Annotated in this window: 16 protein-coding genes; 3 read left to right on the top strand and 13 right to left on the bottom strand. The window is 46.9% G+C overall.

Annotated features, from left to right (window positions below):
- Positions 1–113 precede the first annotated feature (113 nt).
- The 9 genes from BN8899_RS18250 to BN8899_RS18285 all read right to left on the bottom strand — a co-directional run bounded on the left by BN8899_RS18250 (position 114) and on the right by BN8899_RS18285 (position 9,933).
- Positions 114–491, bottom strand: coding sequence for an START-like domain-containing protein (locus tag BN8899_RS18250; protein ID WP_018336071.1), 378 nt, complete (start codon positions 489–491; stop codon positions 114–116).
- 177 nt (positions 492–668) lie between these two features.
- A complete protein-coding gene (locus BN8899_RS18255) occupies positions 669–1,997 on the bottom strand; it encodes a YihY/virulence factor BrkB family protein (protein ID WP_065220445.1) in 1,329 nt (442 codons plus the stop codon).
- A 192-nt stretch (positions 1,998–2,189) separates the two neighbouring features.
- On the bottom strand, positions 2,190–3,470 hold the full coding sequence (locus BN8899_RS18260) for a cysteate synthase (protein ID WP_065220807.1): 1,281 nt from the start codon (positions 3,468–3,470) through the stop codon (positions 2,190–2,192).
- Positions 3,471–3,612: 142 nt separating this feature from the next.
- On the bottom strand, positions 3,613–4,713 hold the full coding sequence (locus BN8899_RS18265) for an SIR2 family protein (protein ID WP_018336068.1): 1,101 nt from the start codon (positions 4,711–4,713) through the stop codon (positions 3,613–3,615).
- Positions 4,714–4,967: 254 nt separating this feature from the next.
- Entirely contained in the window at positions 4,968–5,420 is a 453-nt protein-coding gene (locus tag BN8899_RS18270; protein WP_065220446.1) for a GNAT family N-acetyltransferase, read from the bottom strand.
- 133 nt (positions 5,421–5,553) lie between these two features.
- Positions 5,554–5,931 (bottom strand): hypothetical protein, encoded by a 378-nt coding sequence (locus BN8899_RS20985; RefSeq protein ID WP_187376950.1) that lies wholly within the window; start codon positions 5,929–5,931, stop codon positions 5,554–5,556.
- Between the two features lie 152 nt (positions 5,932–6,083).
- Complete coding sequence (locus BN8899_RS18275; protein ID WP_018336061.1) at positions 6,084–8,384, bottom strand: bifunctional dihydroorotate dehydrogenase B NAD binding subunit/NADPH-dependent glutamate synthase; 2,301 nt, start codon at positions 8,382–8,384, stop codon at positions 6,084–6,086.
- Positions 8,385–8,523: 139 nt separating this feature from the next.
- Complete coding sequence (locus BN8899_RS18280) at positions 8,524–8,979, bottom strand: hypothetical protein (protein WP_018336060.1); 456 nt, start codon at positions 8,977–8,979, stop codon at positions 8,524–8,526.
- A 15-nt stretch (positions 8,980–8,994) separates the two neighbouring features.
- Positions 8,995–9,933 (bottom strand): DUF5106 domain-containing protein, encoded by a 939-nt coding sequence (locus BN8899_RS18285; RefSeq protein WP_065220447.1) that lies wholly within the window; start codon positions 9,931–9,933, stop codon positions 8,995–8,997.
- 224 nt (positions 9,934–10,157) lie between these two features.
- On the opposite strand from BN8899_RS18285, the gene BN8899_RS18290 reads away from it, so the two are divergent.
- On the top strand, positions 10,158–11,042 hold the full coding sequence (locus BN8899_RS18290; RefSeq protein WP_231932422.1) for a pirin family protein: 885 nt from the start codon (positions 10,158–10,160) through the stop codon (positions 11,040–11,042).
- Between the two features lie 60 nt (positions 11,043–11,102).
- On the opposite strand, the gene BN8899_RS18295 is transcribed toward BN8899_RS18290, so the two are convergent.
- The 3 genes from BN8899_RS18295 to BN8899_RS18305 all read right to left on the bottom strand — a co-directional run bounded on the left by BN8899_RS18295 (position 11,103) and on the right by BN8899_RS18305 (position 13,663).
- Positions 11,103–12,062: a hypothetical protein gene (locus BN8899_RS18295; RefSeq protein ID WP_065220449.1), complete on the bottom strand. Its 960-nt coding sequence runs from the start codon at positions 12,060–12,062 to the stop codon at positions 11,103–11,105.
- Positions 12,063–12,076: 14 nt separating this feature from the next.
- Positions 12,077–12,340, bottom strand: coding sequence for an HU family DNA-binding protein (locus BN8899_RS18300; protein ID WP_018336056.1), 264 nt, complete (start codon positions 12,338–12,340; stop codon positions 12,077–12,079).
- Positions 12,341–12,694: 354 nt separating this feature from the next.
- Complete coding sequence (locus BN8899_RS18305) at positions 12,695–13,663, bottom strand: helix-turn-helix domain-containing protein (RefSeq protein ID WP_065220450.1); 969 nt, start codon at positions 13,661–13,663, stop codon at positions 12,695–12,697.
- A 238-nt stretch (positions 13,664–13,901) separates the two neighbouring features.
- Between BN8899_RS18305 and BN8899_RS18310 the strand changes: the two genes are divergently transcribed.
- Positions 13,902–14,486: a DUF3575 domain-containing protein gene (locus BN8899_RS18310; protein WP_082987174.1), complete on the top strand. Its 585-nt coding sequence runs from the start codon at positions 13,902–13,904 to the stop codon at positions 14,484–14,486.
- A 5-nt stretch (positions 14,487–14,491) separates the two neighbouring features.
- Complete coding sequence (locus tag BN8899_RS18315; protein WP_065220451.1) at positions 14,492–15,679, top strand: DUF3868 domain-containing protein; 1,188 nt, start codon at positions 14,492–14,494, stop codon at positions 15,677–15,679.
- Between the two features lie 279 nt (positions 15,680–15,958).
- On the opposite strand, the gene BN8899_RS18325 is transcribed toward BN8899_RS18315, so the two are convergent.
- Positions 15,959–16,723 (bottom strand): exodeoxyribonuclease III, encoded by a 765-nt coding sequence (locus BN8899_RS18325; RefSeq protein WP_065220453.1) that lies wholly within the window; start codon positions 16,721–16,723, stop codon positions 15,959–15,961.
- Between the last annotated feature and the right edge of the window lie 2 nt (positions 16,724–16,725).

Consider the following 16,725-nt stretch of genomic DNA (forward strand, 5'->3'; position numbering starts at 1 on the left):
TAAGGTCAATAGACCCTGCGGGCGCTTTGTCCACGGCAACAAAGTTGCCGACAAGTGTGTCCGAAAGACAATTGTGACTTTACGGACTTTACAGACTCAACGTGCTTCGCGCATCACCCTCCTACCGTCCGATGAAGCATCTCGATTTGTTTATTCCACAACTCGATCTCGTCACCCTCCTCGTCACTATCCACGAAGTCGGTGATAATTAAAGCCACTTCTTCCGTCAAAGGTTCCACGTGCAGAGAAAACTCTAAAAATTCATCTTCATCGTCCGCATCCAACCACTTAAAACGTACAAACGAATTTTTCTTCATAGCCACAAGCTCGGCTTGCTCATCAACACCATCCCACCCGAAGGTGAAAATATTCCCATCATGTTTCACATCATCGGAAAACCACTCCGCTAGACCCGGCGCGGTACTTAGACGAGAGAACAATATACTTACCGACGATGAGAAAATGTACTCTAAATCGATTCTTTTCCTCATACTGCATTCAATTTGTTCGACAATATATAAAAGTTTTACGGAATATGCAAAAAAATGCTACATTCCGCCCCGGCTTTTTAATCAAAAAAATCAATTATACCTACGGCTCTGTACGTTACAGACTCATATTTTTCGATTGCACCCGTCCATCGTACACGAGCACACGTCCCAAACGAATCAAACCAAGGTATCCCCGGCAAAACCTTTTTGAATGGCTTCCGTGAATTGCTTTTTCCACATCTCGTTCCGGCTCTCGTGAACCCGTGAAAAACGTATAATAATATCCCCGACAGACATGGCGTGCAAATCAAAAGCCGGGTAATAAAAATAATCCTCATCTTCCTTTGCCTCCACCAAAAGATGCAAATCCACCAGCTCCTGAAGCACCAAACGAAGCTTCCCGGTGTTGATCTTCAATTCCTTGTTAATCATCCCGAGGCTGGGACCTCCCTCCCCGTTAATGTACACCCGTGCCACGTATTTCATAATCTTCAAGGCACATTCCAGCGTTTCCATCCATGCCTCGTCCCCCAGCAACTCGTTCCTATACATGAAATGGCGGTTTCGGAATATATAGCACAACTCCGTCCCCCACAACACGACACTCCAACTCAACTGCAACCACACCAGCAACAAGGGCAACGCCGCCAAACTACCGTAAATCGTGTTGTAAGAACTTACCCCAATTTGGAAACGGATGTAAAACCATTGTATCACTTGATAAGCCGTGCCCGCGATCATCGCTGCCACGAAAGCGTGCTTGAACTTCACCGGGGTAGCCGGCATAAACATATACAGGAAAATAAACAGCATCCACACCAGCAAGTAAGGCAGCAACTTGATAAACATCGTCAAAAAAGAACTGATTAACGGGAAGTTCTCCTGCCAATAAGAGGAAGTCATGAAAACGTTCACGCTACTTATCAAGATCATCAAGATCGGGGCGATAAAAATAATCGAGAAATAATCCGTGAACATCCGCCTCAGATTCCGTCCCTTGCGCACCCCCCAGATGCGGTTCATCGTCATTTCCGTGCTATTCAGCACCCGAATGACCGCCCAAAGCAAAATCACGATACCGACTCCCGTCACAACCCCGCCTTTAGCGTTCTTGATAGCCCCGTTCACGTATCCCAGCAACTGATGGGCAAACTCTTGGTTGTCACCCAAACGCTGCAAAAACTCGTTTTCAAGAGATTTGTCCGCCCCAAATCCCGTGGCAATAGCGAATGCCAACGCCATCAAGGGAATAAACGCCAACACAGAATAAAACGTGAGGGCGGAAGCCGAGATCGTGCAGGCGTCTTTTATAAAACGATTGAACGAAACGACTAGAATAGACAGGGCTTTCTGCAAAAACTCCGTGATAATGAAACGATTCCCGTAATCCCGGCGCAACACCATGTAATGGTAATCCAAATCTAACAGACAATCTGCCCGGCGTACAATTTCCAGTCGATACCGCCGGAATAACTCTATACCCTTGTGTTCCTTGAATACATTCATAATTTCACGTTCAAACCTCAAAGATAAGAAAAAGGCTTGTTCAAGACAAGCCTTTTTAGTTTATAAAGTCCGTAAGATTGTAAAGTCTATAAGGTCAATAGACCACTGCGGGGCACTTTGCTCTCAGCAGCTCTAGCTGCCGATAAAAAAATCCGAAAGACACCCATGATTTTATGGACTTTACAGACCTTTTTACCTTCCAATTAACTCCCGTACTTGCTTCTTCACCATCTCCGGGTCGGGATTCACGGGGAATACCAAATGAGGCTTCTGTTGCACGGGCTTAAACTCTTGTTTGTACCGCCCGATACCTCCGCCCGTGATGTTCAGCATAATCACGGCATCTTCCTCCACCCGTTGCTCCTTCACGGCTTGCATCAAAGTAGCGGTAGCCACGGCAGCAGCCGGTTCTATATCTATACCTTCGAGTTTCTCGAATAACTCTTTCGCTTTCATGGCTTCCTCGTTCGTAGCCAGCATCACGTCGCCACCCGTTGCCACCAATGCGTCATAAAGTCCGCCTTTCAACGAATAAGGAGGCTTCCGATTGGACAATACTTTGGCACACATCTCTTTCACTTGCTCGCGTGCCGTGTTCTCATCCACATCAATCAAAGCCCGTGAATTAGCCTTCCATGAATCATAAATCAACGTGAAAGGAATATTCTGTGAAACCATCAATTTCATCAAGTTCTTCCCGTAACGCCCGTCTGCGATAAAACGCTTGTTTGCTTCCCAAGCAGCAATCGCTCCCGTTCCGCTCCCCACGGCTTGGAAATAATAATCCGGAATACGCCCGATCTCCTGCACGGCAGACAACACGGTCGTTCCCATCCCGTCACGGCGAGCCACATTCTTGGCTCCTCCCTCGGGATAGAAGTATTCCATCTCACAAATAATATTGGAAATATGTATTGCGTCAAAATAATCACATCCCGATGCCGCACAAACCAACTTCACGCAATCATTCCACGGCTCGTCAGCCCAAATCGAATCCAGATTATCTTCCGGCACGCACAGCAATAATGGGATACCGTTCTCCGAGCACACCCTTCCGAAAGCCCTCGCCGTATTCCCAGCAGAGGCGACCACCATAATCTTATCACTGTTCCGGTTCGTGCGGGCACACACGGCGTATGCCTCACATTCCTTGAACGAGCCTGTTTTCATCAACGCACCCCGTTCCGGCCAGTAACCGTTGAACGTGATATATAGATTTGACAGCCCAAGGTATTCTGCCAACCCCTCGCTCTTAAAAGTCACGGGCGCCCCCGAACCCTCTAATATCCGGCAAATCGGCAACCAATTGGCATACTTGTATATACCAGGTAAATCATTTCTCACTTCAAATTGACGTTCCGCGTAATTCGCAAAAATCAAAGCCGCACCATCCTTGTTGGGACATTCCAATTCCCATTGCCCGTCCTCGAAAGATGTTCCACAGCACGCTGATTCTAAATGATAACGTGTCATATCTTCACTCCTTGAATTGTACATTTCTTCATATGTACAAAAGTAAAGTATTCCCAACACTCGTGATAGGGTATAAATACCACTTTTTATTTTAAATTTTAGATTCCAACCGCACTAGCCAATATTTTCCCATTTTAAAACTCTAAATTTTAAACTTTAAACTCTTCACGTACTCCGGCACCGTCAACCGGAATATATCCCGTTCCGTCACCCGACTACCAAAAAAGTTCTTGTAACGTTCGGCTTCCGCTTCCACGCTAGCACTGTGGGGATAAAGCACCACTTGTATCTCCGCATCGGGGCGGATCATGCGTGCCAACAATTGCCGGATTTCAAAATCAGCTGCAGGCAGGGAGTAACCGATAAACACGATACGCTTCGCCTCCGACAACTCGATTGCGGCGTTCTGCCATACCAGCTTCATCTGTATATTGCTCAAGTTCTTCAAGTAAGTCGGCAACAACAAATTACTCTGTAACTTGATCGAACTAATATCCGGCATCCCGTAATTCTTGCGGCAATGACGGCAATATGCCGCTTTCATGATAGCGATCTCCTCGCCGAAACGCACGTACATACGCTGGCACAGGGGACATTGAAACCAGTTCATCGAACCGTGCAGCTTCAACAGCTTGATATTATACCCACCGTATCCCACAGCAAGCAATCCCGGCTTGATTGTATTGTCGTTTGCCTCCCACGAACTCACGTAACAGCAGTAATCCACCACGCTCAACTTCTCCGGGTGACCGCTCTCTATTGCCCGTTTCAAAGCATGATCGAACAACACATCCCAGTTCGTGGTAATCACCGACACCCGATCCTCCCCGTCCTCCATGCGCCGTCGGGCAATCCCGTTGATATATTCCGCGAACTCGTCGATATAATCGCCGCAAGCCTCGTTTTTCTTGAAACTGTAATTCACCGCCGCACCCATCAGCGCATTAAACTCCTCCCGCAACTCCACCAGCGCCCGCGAACTGTAACGCCCGATAGAAAGCCCGTCCCAAATACAACGGTCAATAGGCGTGAACACGTCCTCCAACTGCACTTTACAATAGTGATCCTCGTAAATATGCAATTCTTCTTTCAAAAAACCTATAAAATTATCTCTTGCCCGGATCAACCGTTCGTCATCCCGCGTGAAATTCTCGTCCAGAATCATCTCGATGATCTCATTCTGAACCAAACCACCCGCCTCTTTTGAAAAACCCGAACCTAAAAAATAAACCGTCTTATTCATATGACCGTGTTCTAATTATGCCTACACAAAAATAACATTTATTTCGGGTATCCTGATTGCATTCCGGTTAAATTCCACCTCGTCCTTCACGCCCAGCGAGAACCTTTGGTGTTCCCGCGGAAACAATCCCGTGTTTCTCCCTCAAGGCAAGGTGATATTCCAATTGTCAAAGAAATAAAGCCGACTCCTACCGGCTATATCTCGGCTTTAATACCTGAAGGGGCTTATTTCTTTAGGATTCGCACAGGAACACTCTAGCCTTTATATTCCATCCGATACAAATCAAATCCTTCAGCCCAGTAGTCCTTCTCAACCTTCTGCAACATGAACCCCTGTTTCTCGTAAAACTTGTAAGCTACTTGCGAAGTCCTGACGGTTATCCTTCGGATACTGCCGATAGATTTTAGTTTTCCGATTCTATATTCAAGTAATCGAGTACCCAAAGATTTACCTTGATATTCTGGGTGAAAAATATCCCAACTGATTCTTCCTGTCGTCTTACAGTCTGCAAAATTTATCCCGCCACAACCTACAATTACGCCATCGAAAAGCAGAACATAATACAGCTCCCTTTCGTTGTCCAAATACCTGTCCAAATCAGCTTCTTCCTCCGGTGCAAAATATTCCGGCGTATTTAGCCTGATTAAATTCATCACGGCACTCTTGTCCGCAACCTCGTATTCCCTAATTGCAATCAAGTCGTTCATTCTACTACCCTAAAAAATAATTCCGCAAAGATAGCTAATATTTATTATCTAAAACACCAAGCCGACTTTTTGCCCCCCTATCGTGAATTACAATATTTTTTCAAATATAGGAAAAAGTCTATAAATTCAGTGATTAAGTAATACCAAACGTACAATCTTTTGATGTGTATAAAGAGTAGGTAACCTGACAGTGAGAAATGAAACAGAAATAAGGGTGAGAGCAGGCTGAAGAGAGGGAACAACTTCGAATCACTCCCGGTACAAAGTCAATACAATTTCGCTCACGAAGGTCTTTGCACCGAAGTTGAAACGACTTTGCACCGAAGGTGATCCCTATTCTCTTCCCGTTCTCACCGGGATCTCCTCGTCTATTCGTCGGCAATTCATCCAGGTTCCCATACATCAGACAAGGTAGGTATTGCCGTATCTTGCCGGCAGACCAATCCCACCATACCAACGCTTGCAATCGCTCTATCACCTCCGCGCTGAACCGTTTACACATCTTTTTCATGCAAGAAAGCGGTCAAAAAAAGAATAAAATATAGCTGAAAGCGGTAGTTCGAAAATGAAAAGCCCATTTTCAATTTTGCATTTTCAATTTTCAATTAAAAAAGGGCTGCCCTTTCGGAACAGCCCCAACACATAACAATATTTTAAAACCTGTCAGGCTTTGAACATTTCATCGATATGCTTTGCCGCACGGCGACCGTCGCCCATGGCGAGAATCACGGTAGCACCGCCTCGCACGATGTCACCCCCGGCAAACAAGTCGGACAAATTAGACTGCATTGTTTCCTCGTTCACCACGATAGTACCCTTGCGGGATACTTCCAATCCGACAACCGAATTCGGGATAATCGGGTTAGGCGATACACCCACGGCAACCACTACCACGTCGGCATCGATCGTGTACTCGGAACCTTCCATTGGCACCGGGCTACGGCGTCCGCTAGCATCGGGCTCACCCAATTCCATTTTCTGCACCCGCACTTGTTTCACTCGTCCCCGTTCGTCAGCGATATACTCCACGGGATTCGTCAACGTGATAAACTCACATCCCTCTTCCTTGGCGTGTTTCACCTCTTCCAAACGGGCGGGCATCTCTTCCTCGCTACGGCGGTACACGATCATCGCACGCTCCGCACCCAAACGCTTTGCCGTACGCACGGAGTCCATCGCCGTGTTGCCACCACCCACGACAACCACGTTCTTCCCGTGATATATCGGGGTATCGGAATCCTCGCTGTCAGCACCCATCAGATTTACCCGCGTCAAATACTCGTTAGAAGAAAGGATTCCATTACAATTCTCGCCGGGAATATTCATGAAACGGGGAAGCCCCGCGCCGGAAGCCACGTAGAACGCCTTGAAGCCATCCGCTTTCAAGTCTGCCACGCTATCCGTCATTCCCACGATAAAATTCGTCACGAACTTCACGCCCATTTTCTTCAAGTTCTCGATCTCCACGTCCACCACGCTATTCGGCAGACGGAATTCCGGGATACCGTATTTCAACACGCCGCCGATCTCGTGCAACGCCTCAAACACAGTCACATCGTATCCCCGCTTTGCCAGATCGCCCGCGCAGGACAATCCCGAGGGACCGGAACCGATCACCGCTACTTTTATACCGTTAGCCGGGGCTACTTCGGGCACGGAGATATGTCCGGACACCCGCTCGTAATCGGAAGCGAAACGTTCCAGATAGCCAATAGCCACTGACGGCTTCTTGAGTTTCTGCAAATAAAAACACTTCGACTCACACTGCTTTTCCTGCGGGCATACCCGTCCGCAAACAGCCGGGAGAGCACTCGTACGTTTCAACACGGCTGCCGCCTGCAAAAATTCACCCCGTTCGATATTCTTGATAAAACCGGGAATATCGATACTCACGGGACAACCTTCCATACACGTCGGCGTCACGCAATCCATGCAACGTGTAGCTTCCCGCATAGCCATTTCGGCAGTCAACCCCAAGTTCACCTCGATACGCTGGCTTTTGACACGCTCCGCAGCAGGCGTTTCAGGCATAGATACCCTTTCGATAGCAGTACGTTCTTTTCCCGCCACCTTTTGGCGAAGTTCCTGGCGCCACGCCTCGTTACGGTCGCTCACGCCATTCTTCACCTCTATATTCTCGTGTTTTACTTCTGCTTCATGTTGTGCTTTAACAGTCTCGTCATCTTTGAAACCTCCCAAACGAGAAAGGATCTCATCAAAATCAATCTGGTGTGCATCAAATTCCGGTCCGTCCACGCAAGTAAAGCGGGTCTTTCCACCTACTGTCACGCGACACGCCCCACACATCCCGGTGCCATCCACCATGATCGCATTCAAACTTGCCACCGTGGGAATATCGTGCTTCCGGGTCACTTTCTCGCAAAATTTCATCATGATAGCCGGACCGATCGTCACGGCGAAATCAACTTTCTCACGGGCGATCACCTCTTCCATACCCTCGGTAATCAAACCCTTCTTCCCGTAGCTGCCGTCATCCGTCATGACAATCACCTCGTCGGAAGAAGCCCGTATCTCGTCTTCCAGAATCACCAAATCCTTCGTACGTCCGGCAATCACCGAGATCACCCGGTTACCCGCTTCCTTGAATGCCTTCACGATCGGTAACAAGGGAGCAACCCCGACACCTCCGCCACAAGCCAACACCGTACCCACTTTTTCGATATGAGTCGGTTTGCCGAGAGGACCCACTAAATCCGTCACGTACTCCCCTACTTCCAGCGCACATAATTTCCGGGATGAAACACCCATCACCTGCACCACCAGCGTAATCGTCCCTTTCGCCACGTCCGCATCGGCTATCGTCAGCGGCATACGCTCGCCTTTCTCTCCGACACGCACGATCACGAAATTACCCGGCTTGCGGGATTTAGCGATCAAAGGAGCCTCTACCTCTAGTTTTACAACCTTCTCTGAAAAATAAGTTTTACTTACAATTTTGTTCATAATCAATCTGTTATTCCATTGAACTGATTTCTACCCCGCTATCATTTTCGACTTCAAGCCGCAAAGATAACGAACCCCTTTAAAAAAACAATGCCGGTAAGTTTATAATTTAGCGATTTGGCGACCGCCGAATTGTCGATTAAAGCATGACAATCTCTATTCTACTCCGTTTCGTGGAAATATCCAACTCTTTCAAAGCGCTATATACCCGGTTGACCTCCTCGTCCACCCGTTCCGTATCCACACCTTCCTCCCGGAGACGCCCCATGACTTCTGCCACGGCTCGGTCGTACTTCGCCTTATAGCGGGCGTTCAGTTCCGTCCAGTTAATCCCTTTAAAATACCCCGCAATCTGTCTGTCCAGCGGCAAGCGTCCCTGCAACATCAACACGGCGATCATCGGATAACCCGCGTATCCCTGCCAATAGGAAGCGTTGTCGTTCGAGGTGTACTGGTCGCCCTCCCACGTCACGGTGTAACGTTTTTTCCGATCGGAAGAAACCACTTCAGCCCGCTCGCTGTCGAACTTCACCCGCCCGTCGGCAATAGCACTGTATGCCTCGTGAATTTTCTGTATTGGTGGTAATTTATTCATAAGCCATCCATCCGGTTAAAGGTTCTGATCCAAATACGACAGGATTACCCGAAAAGGAACATCCTTGAATATCACTTTTTTATTCTTGTCCAGCAGGTAGAACGTCGGGATAGCCCGCAAATCGTACAAGCGTTCTTTCCGAATAATCTCCCCGTCGTCGTACGCGTTTATCCACGACGAAGGCTGCTCTTTCAGCGATTTCCGCCACACGTCCAAGTCGGGGTCGGGATACACCGAAAGGAATACCAGCCGACGCTGTTTCTCTTTCTGTTCCTTCTCCAAAAAAGGATTCAGTCCCGTACCCGCTATTTCCGCCCGTATCGTCCGGCAGGCATCACAATCGGGATTATTAAAGAAAAGAATGATGTAATTAGAACGAATGTCCGACAACTTCCCTTTCTCTCCCGACGGCAAGGTGTAGACGAAATCGGCAGCCTTGCTTCCCGGTCGGTTTTTCAACGCCATCATAAGGCGGTATTCCGGTCGAACCTTATCGATTTCCCCGATCCGGGGCGAACGCACAATATATTGTAGCACGGGAATATAATATTCCTCGCTCAACATGGGAGAATTAGGGTCATACAAGTAATTCTCGTACAACGAGGTAAAATGAGCGAACATCACCGAATCGGCAGCCAGCGCCTTATCAAGCATTCCGGCAATACCACTTTCCACATCCGCATAAGGCACAAGAGGAAACAATTGCAGGAATCCCCCGAATGCCTGTTCCGTGACCTCCGGCTGGCTTATCAGCGAGGTATCGGCAAAATTAAAATGATCCCAGTAATGAGCAACCAGAAACTTCGCCTGCTCCCTTTCCCCCGTGTAAATCACGGGCACTTCCGGCAACCGGAAAGCCTGCCCTTTCGCCTTTCCCTTCCCCTTGGGTGAGGAAGAACACGCTGCCAGCGCCATACACAATCCGATAATAATACCGAGTTTCTTACTTTTCATAGTCTGATCGATTAAATACTTCTACAAAGATAATATTAATTTTAGATTTTAGATTGAATGATTTCAACCACACAATCTTCCGCTTCTTTTTTCACCCTAAACTCCTTTGGGGGAGGAGGAGCTGGAATACTCTTTCGTCTTCGGTAATCTTTTCATTTTCAATTCTCAATTTTCAAGTGTTTACAACCTTATTTCAAAACAAACGTTTAAGTATAAAAAATGATATGATGAAAACAAAACACGTGCAACAGATATTACCCCCTCCCCCGTCCCACATGGTGGGTGACGGGTTTCGGGTTCACAACTTTTTCCCACACGGGTACGACATCCAGCCGCACCGGATGAGCCCGTTCTATTTACTGGACTATAACGCCAAAATAGACTTCTGCCCAAGGGAAACGCCAAGAGGCGTCGGGGTTCACCCGCACCGGGGATTTGAAACGGTAACCATTGTTTACAGCGGGAAAGTGGCACACCACGACAGCAGGGGCAACCGCGGCGTGGTAGGTCCCGGCGACATACAATGGATGACCGCAGGAGCGGGAGTCCTGCACAAGGAATACCACGAGGCGGAGTACAGCCGAAAAGGTGGTCCGTTCCACGTGGTGCAGTTATGGGTCAACCTGCCCGCCAGTTACAAGATGAGCGAGCCGGGCTACCAACCCATCACGAACGAGATGATCCCAAAATACATCCTCCCGGAAGAAGGCGGCACGGCAGACGTCATCGCCGGGACATTCAAGGGAGTACAGGGCATCGCCCGCACCTTCACGCCTATCGAGATGTATAATTTACGCCTGAAAGGGAAAACCGCCCTCGCGTTCACCCTGCCGCGGGACTACAACACGGGTATTCTCGTGGTTGAAGGCAACCTGCGGGTAAACGGCAACGAAATGGCACCCGCCGACAACTTCATCCTATTCCGCAACGACGGGGAAAAAATCACGCTGGAAACTGAGGAGTCCGCCACAGCGCTCGTGCTGAGCGGGCAACCGATCAAGGAGCCCATCGTGGCATACGGTCCGTTCCTCATGAACACGAAAGAAGAAATAATGGACGCATTCCATGACTTGAATTCGGGTAAGTTCGGTAAGCTGGAAGACGAATAAAAAAAGAGGTTGTCCGACCTCCACCGGACAACCTCGACCTTTAAGAAATCACACGCGCACTTATAACGTATCCACAATTTTCTTTTGTTCGTTAAAGAAATTCATTCGCTGTATCTCACCACTTTGTGATATAAGGGTAGAATGTCTTTTCAACGAATGAATCCATTTTTTCTGGTAATTGCACACCTTGCCATCACGCGAATCCATCGAATTGATCGAATAGATACGTAAAAAGCATATCTGATATCCATTTTTCTCCACGTAACTGTAAGTTGCCTCAAAATCGACGTTAGAAAGATAAACTGACAACAGGTTCCCGTTATGGAAAGAACCTTTCTCCGACACCAATTCCAACTCGCGGAGAAGTTGATGCAACTCTTTTTTCATATTCGCGACATCGGTCGCGGTCACCAGACCTAATTCTGCAAAATATTTTATTTCTCTGACAAAGGAAGCGAACACCCCCTGATCCAAAATGAAACAGGTTTTGTGTACCAGCCGCAGGTCTTCCTGCAGCTCTTTCTGCACCTTCGCCAGTTTTTCCGGGATAACGATGTTAGCCAGCGAGGTTGGTGTTCTCAACTTCTCGTTCTGGTATAGCCACCTGCTAATCCGGAATTTAGATAAATTCTCGTAAGGGGCGTAAAATGTATAAGGAATGGTATTCGACGAGGTAATGACCTCCGTCGTTGGATCCGCCTTAACGTATCTGAATAGTTTATGGTAACGAACTAATATCTCGTAATAATTATCCATCGGCTCCAAAGAGTGCAACACGTTCAGGTCGAACATCGCCCCGCTGGACATACTGTTACCGACAATCTTGTCTAACGATATGCCCATCTGGCTGGCGATGATCGCTACTTCACTGAACGTAAAAGCAACCTCCCCCCTTAATCTCCGGTAAATCGCCTCCTTACTCATGCACAATACCTCCATGAGGATATTCGCGAGATTCCCCTCTTTGGGAGTAATCTCGCGCATCGTGCTGATTAGTTCATTTACCACGGCATTTTTCATCGGGGTACCGTTCCTTAATCAAAAAAGTATTTGCCGATAGAGAATTTCACAACCTTCTTCGCCGGAATGGTCATGTTTTGCTTGCTGTTCGGGTTGTAACCGTTGCGAGCTTTACGTTCTCTGATAGAGAAAGAACCCAATTCCAATAAAGAAATTTTCTCGCCTTCCTTCAATGTTTCAGCCATAGTTCCAATTACAGCGTTTACAGCCTTAGCAGCTTCTACTTTACTTGTTCCGTTTTTCTCTGCTACCTTTTCAATTAATTCTCGTTTGTTCATTGTCAATAGTTTTTAAATTTATAAATAGAATTTATTTGACTCGTATCACAAAACCGCATCCGATGTTCGAAACATCAAATGCGGTCTGGATACTATTTGTAATTTTGTTTCATCAATGCACACTGTTTTTAATAAATGCTACCGGGATGACGTTCTTCCCTCTCGGCAGTACAAAGATGAAAGATAATCTTCAATAATCAGTGCTCATTACAGTGTATCAACCAAATACGTTTTTTCTATTTTTGTAATATAAGTCAAAACAGACTTGATTTATGAAACATCTTTTCTATTTATTGTTAACTATTTCATTATTTGCAACAAACGTTGTTCGCATTTTTTGATTGCTGAATCTACCTACTCGCACAGCCTGTTGATGATTTCGCGCTGTTCGTTGAAGAATTTGATCCGTTGAATTTCTCCGCTTTGAGAGATCAATACGGAATATTTTCTCAACGAGTCCACCCACTCTTTCACGTTACGGAAAACATTCTCATCATGCGACGTGATCGAGTTGATCGCGAACAGGCGAATCAAACTCAAACGATAGGCGGAAGTAGCGATATAACTATACGTAGCCTCGAAATTCACGTTCGCTATATATATGGATACCTCCTTCCCGGTCTTGAAAACACCTTGCACCGCTATTTCTTCCAGCTCATCCAACAACTGTATCAACTCTTTTTTCAATTTCTGAACATACTCTTGTGAAATTAAATTCGTCCGGGCAAAATATTTAATATCATTTACCAAATAGACAAAGATCTTGCTATCCCATATATATACGGTACGGTTAAACTCCTGCGACTCCCTCACGAAATCCCGTTGCCGGTCGAGCAATTTATCCACCATCTGAAGTTCCTCGAAGTGATGCTCGATATCGATTTTTTCAAACTGGTACAACCATTTGAACATTCGGAACTTCGACAACAACTCGTATTTCAAGTAGAAAGTCTGCGGGATAATATTCGACGCCGTGCATAATACCGACGTCGGGTCGCCCTTTATCTCTTGAAAAATTTTCACGTAATTATCGACAATTGAATAATAAGTTTCCAGCGGTTCGCTATAATGAATGATATTCAAATCGAATATCGCGTTCATACCTTTATTAGAACCGACCAATTTGTCGAGCGACACCCCCATCTTTTGGGATATCGTGGCAGCCTCGGCGAGGGTAAAGGGAACTTCACCCCGCAATCTGCGGTAAACGGCTTCTTTACCGAGATATAACATATCTATTAATGTATTCGCCAGATTCACTCCCCCGGGAAGTTTACCTTTCATGGCTTTAATTAATTCTTCATTGTAATCGAAAGTTGTCATGATTTGAGTATTTAAATAATACAACTAAATTACTCGTTATACGAACCTACACGAAAAATAGTTGCGAAAAGTGAAATAATTCAATTCATCGTTTAATAAAAATATCGGAATACAAATCAAAAAAATACACGGAGTACTTCAATAGAAACGTTTCAAAGTGTAAATACACTCTAAAAGTCACCATTTCTTGCTTCCCTTCGAATACTTTTGTAATATCAAAAAACAAAGTGAAAGGGTTATGATGAGGAAATGGATATTCATGCTGGGAATGATTGTGCTTGTTTCGACAGGTAACGTCAGCGGACAGGAGAAGAAATTCTACGCCGCACCGGTTTTCAGCTTGAAGACCAACACCTTGTACTGGTTGACCACCACCCCCAATGCGGACGTGGAAGTCGCTTTAGGGAAAAAGATAACTTTCGACCTGTCCGGTACGTATAACGCATGGAGCTTTGGTGATAATAAAAAGATAAAACACTGGCTGGTTCAACCGGAATTCCGGTACTGGGAAAGTGAACGCTTCAACGGGCATTTCTTCGGGATACACGGACTCGGTGGCAAGTTCAACGCAGGGGGAATTAAAATGTTAGGGTTAGACAAATATCGCTACGAGGGTTCGTTTTACGGGGGCGGCATTTCATACGGTTATCAATGGATCATCGGGAAACGCCTCAACCTGGAAGCAACGATCGGCGTCGGGTACGTCCGGTTCGAGTACGACAAGTATGAATACCAAGTGAAGGGAAAACATATAAAAGAAGGCACGAAAAACTATATCGGACCGACAAAGGTAGGGCTTAGTCTGGTGTACATTATAAAATAAGAGAGATGAAAAAGGCAATTATATGCAGTATAATTTTATTGACCGCAGGTCTGTTCGTGACGGAAGCGAAGGCGCAAACTACCGTTCATGCGGGTGAGATACGAATTACCCAAAACCGTTTTGAACAGCAGGGCGACAGTCTTTACATCGAGATGAACTTCGATCTGAACGGGTTGACAGTTGGCAGCAATCAGGCTTTCACGCTGACCCCAGTGATCGAGGCTGGAAAAGAAGTAAAAGAATTACCATCGGTAATCGTGAACGGCAAAAGACGGTCTAAGGCGTATCTACGGTCACTTTACTTCAACAACGGGGTAGATCCCTTCCCGGCTTACACGACCCTCGTGGTCAATAAGCGCACGCAGGAAAAAGTGAACTATAAAGTGGTCGTACCCTACGAGGCATGGATGCAGGACGCCGTGTTGAACCTTCGCGAAAGCTTCTACGACGGCATCGAGCAACGCTTGATCTCAGTAAATATGCTGACAAAGAACCTCAAATGGGATGCCGCACAAAAAGGAAAGGTACAGATCGTTGCCCCGACACCCAAATTCACGCCCGTGCCGGTAGCAGAGGCTACCCCGGTCATCGTGAAGGAGAACACGGGAGCAAAAGTGAAAATCGTGGCGAACACGAGTAAAGCAGAAGAGCAACGCCCCGTCGTGCGGGAGAAGGTAAAAGAAACCTACGCCAAGGAAGGTTCCGCCTACTTGGATTACCCGCAGAACCGGACTCAGATCATACCGGACTACCGGGACAACCGCGAGGAACTTGCCAAGATCAGAGCCACGCTCGACGAGATAAGGAATAACCCCTTTTACGAGATAACGGGCATTTACCTCACCGGGTACGCTTCCCCCGAGGGAACGTACGAGCAGAACGAGAAGCTGTCACGCGGACGCACGCTGGAACTGCGCAACTACCTGCTCGACAGGTATCCTCTCCGGAAAGACCTCTACCACATGGATTGGGTAGCCGAGGACTGGACAGGCTTGAAGAAAATGATTACACAATTCGGGATGCCCGATAAAGATAGAGTTCTTTATATTATTAATACAGTCGGAATTTTCGAGGGAAGAGAGAAACAACTCATGGACTTGAACAACGGAACACCTTACAGGTACATGATGAAAGAATTTTTTCCGAAACTACGACGAGTTGATTACAAGATAACATATAAACTAATCAAATAAAAGAATAGATGAAGATATTCCTGAATGCCCCCCGGTATAACAAACGCCGATCCCCACATACACCTCTTACCGGGGGCATTCTTTAAAAACACTAACAATCTATCCTCGAATGCCCCCCGGTTGTAACAAACGCCGATCCTCACATACACCTTCTTGACCGGGGGCATTCTTTTCCAAGAGCCGATTTCTAATCGGCTCTTTTCTTTTTCCCAAAAAGCGGAATAACACACCCCTGCCAATTACAAAGATGACGGAAATTCTTGTAAAATAATGTTCTTTCTATGCTATCACCAGCACGTTAGGGCAATGGTCGGAGTGGCGAGCTTCCGGTTCGATATAGGCATCTTTTAAGCGGGGCTTGAGGCTTTCGCTTGCCATGCAGTAATCGATACGCCAGCCCTTATTGTTGGCACGGGCGTTGAAACGGTAACTCCACCACGTGTATTTCCCGGCTTCTTCCGGGTGGAAATAACGGAAAGTATCGATAAAGCCGGAATCAATGAAACCGCCTATCCATTCGCGTTCTTCCGGCAAGAAACCGCTGTTCGTGGCATTACGCACCGGGTCGTGAATATCTATCGGGCGGTGGCAGATATTATAATCCCCACAAAGAATCAGGTTCGGGCGGGTTTTCTGCAATTCTTTCACGTACTGTTGAAAATCTTCCAGCCATTTCATCTTGAATGCCTGACGCTCGTCCCCGGTCGTTCCCGAGGGATGGTACACACTGACAACAGACAGGTCGCCATAATCGGCACGAATGAAACGCCCCTCGTCGTCATAGAGCGGTATTCCCATGCCATACTCCACGTGGTCGGGTTCCACCTTCGTGAGGATTGCCACCCCGCTATACCCTTTCTTCTTGGCTGAAAAGAAATAAGAACGATATCCCAACGCCTCGAATTCAAGCGTCGGAATCTGATCGGGTTGCGCCTTCGTTTCCTGCAAACACACTACATCAGGCTGTTCCTCTTCCAACCATTTCGTGAACTCTTTCGATAGGGCTGCCCGTAAGCCGTTGACATTGTAAGTTATTATTTTCATGC

Source organism: Butyricimonas sp. Marseille-P2440, assembly GCF_900091675.1.
Taxonomy (GTDB): domain Bacteria; phylum Bacteroidota; class Bacteroidia; order Bacteroidales; family Marinifilaceae; genus Butyricimonas; species Butyricimonas synergistica.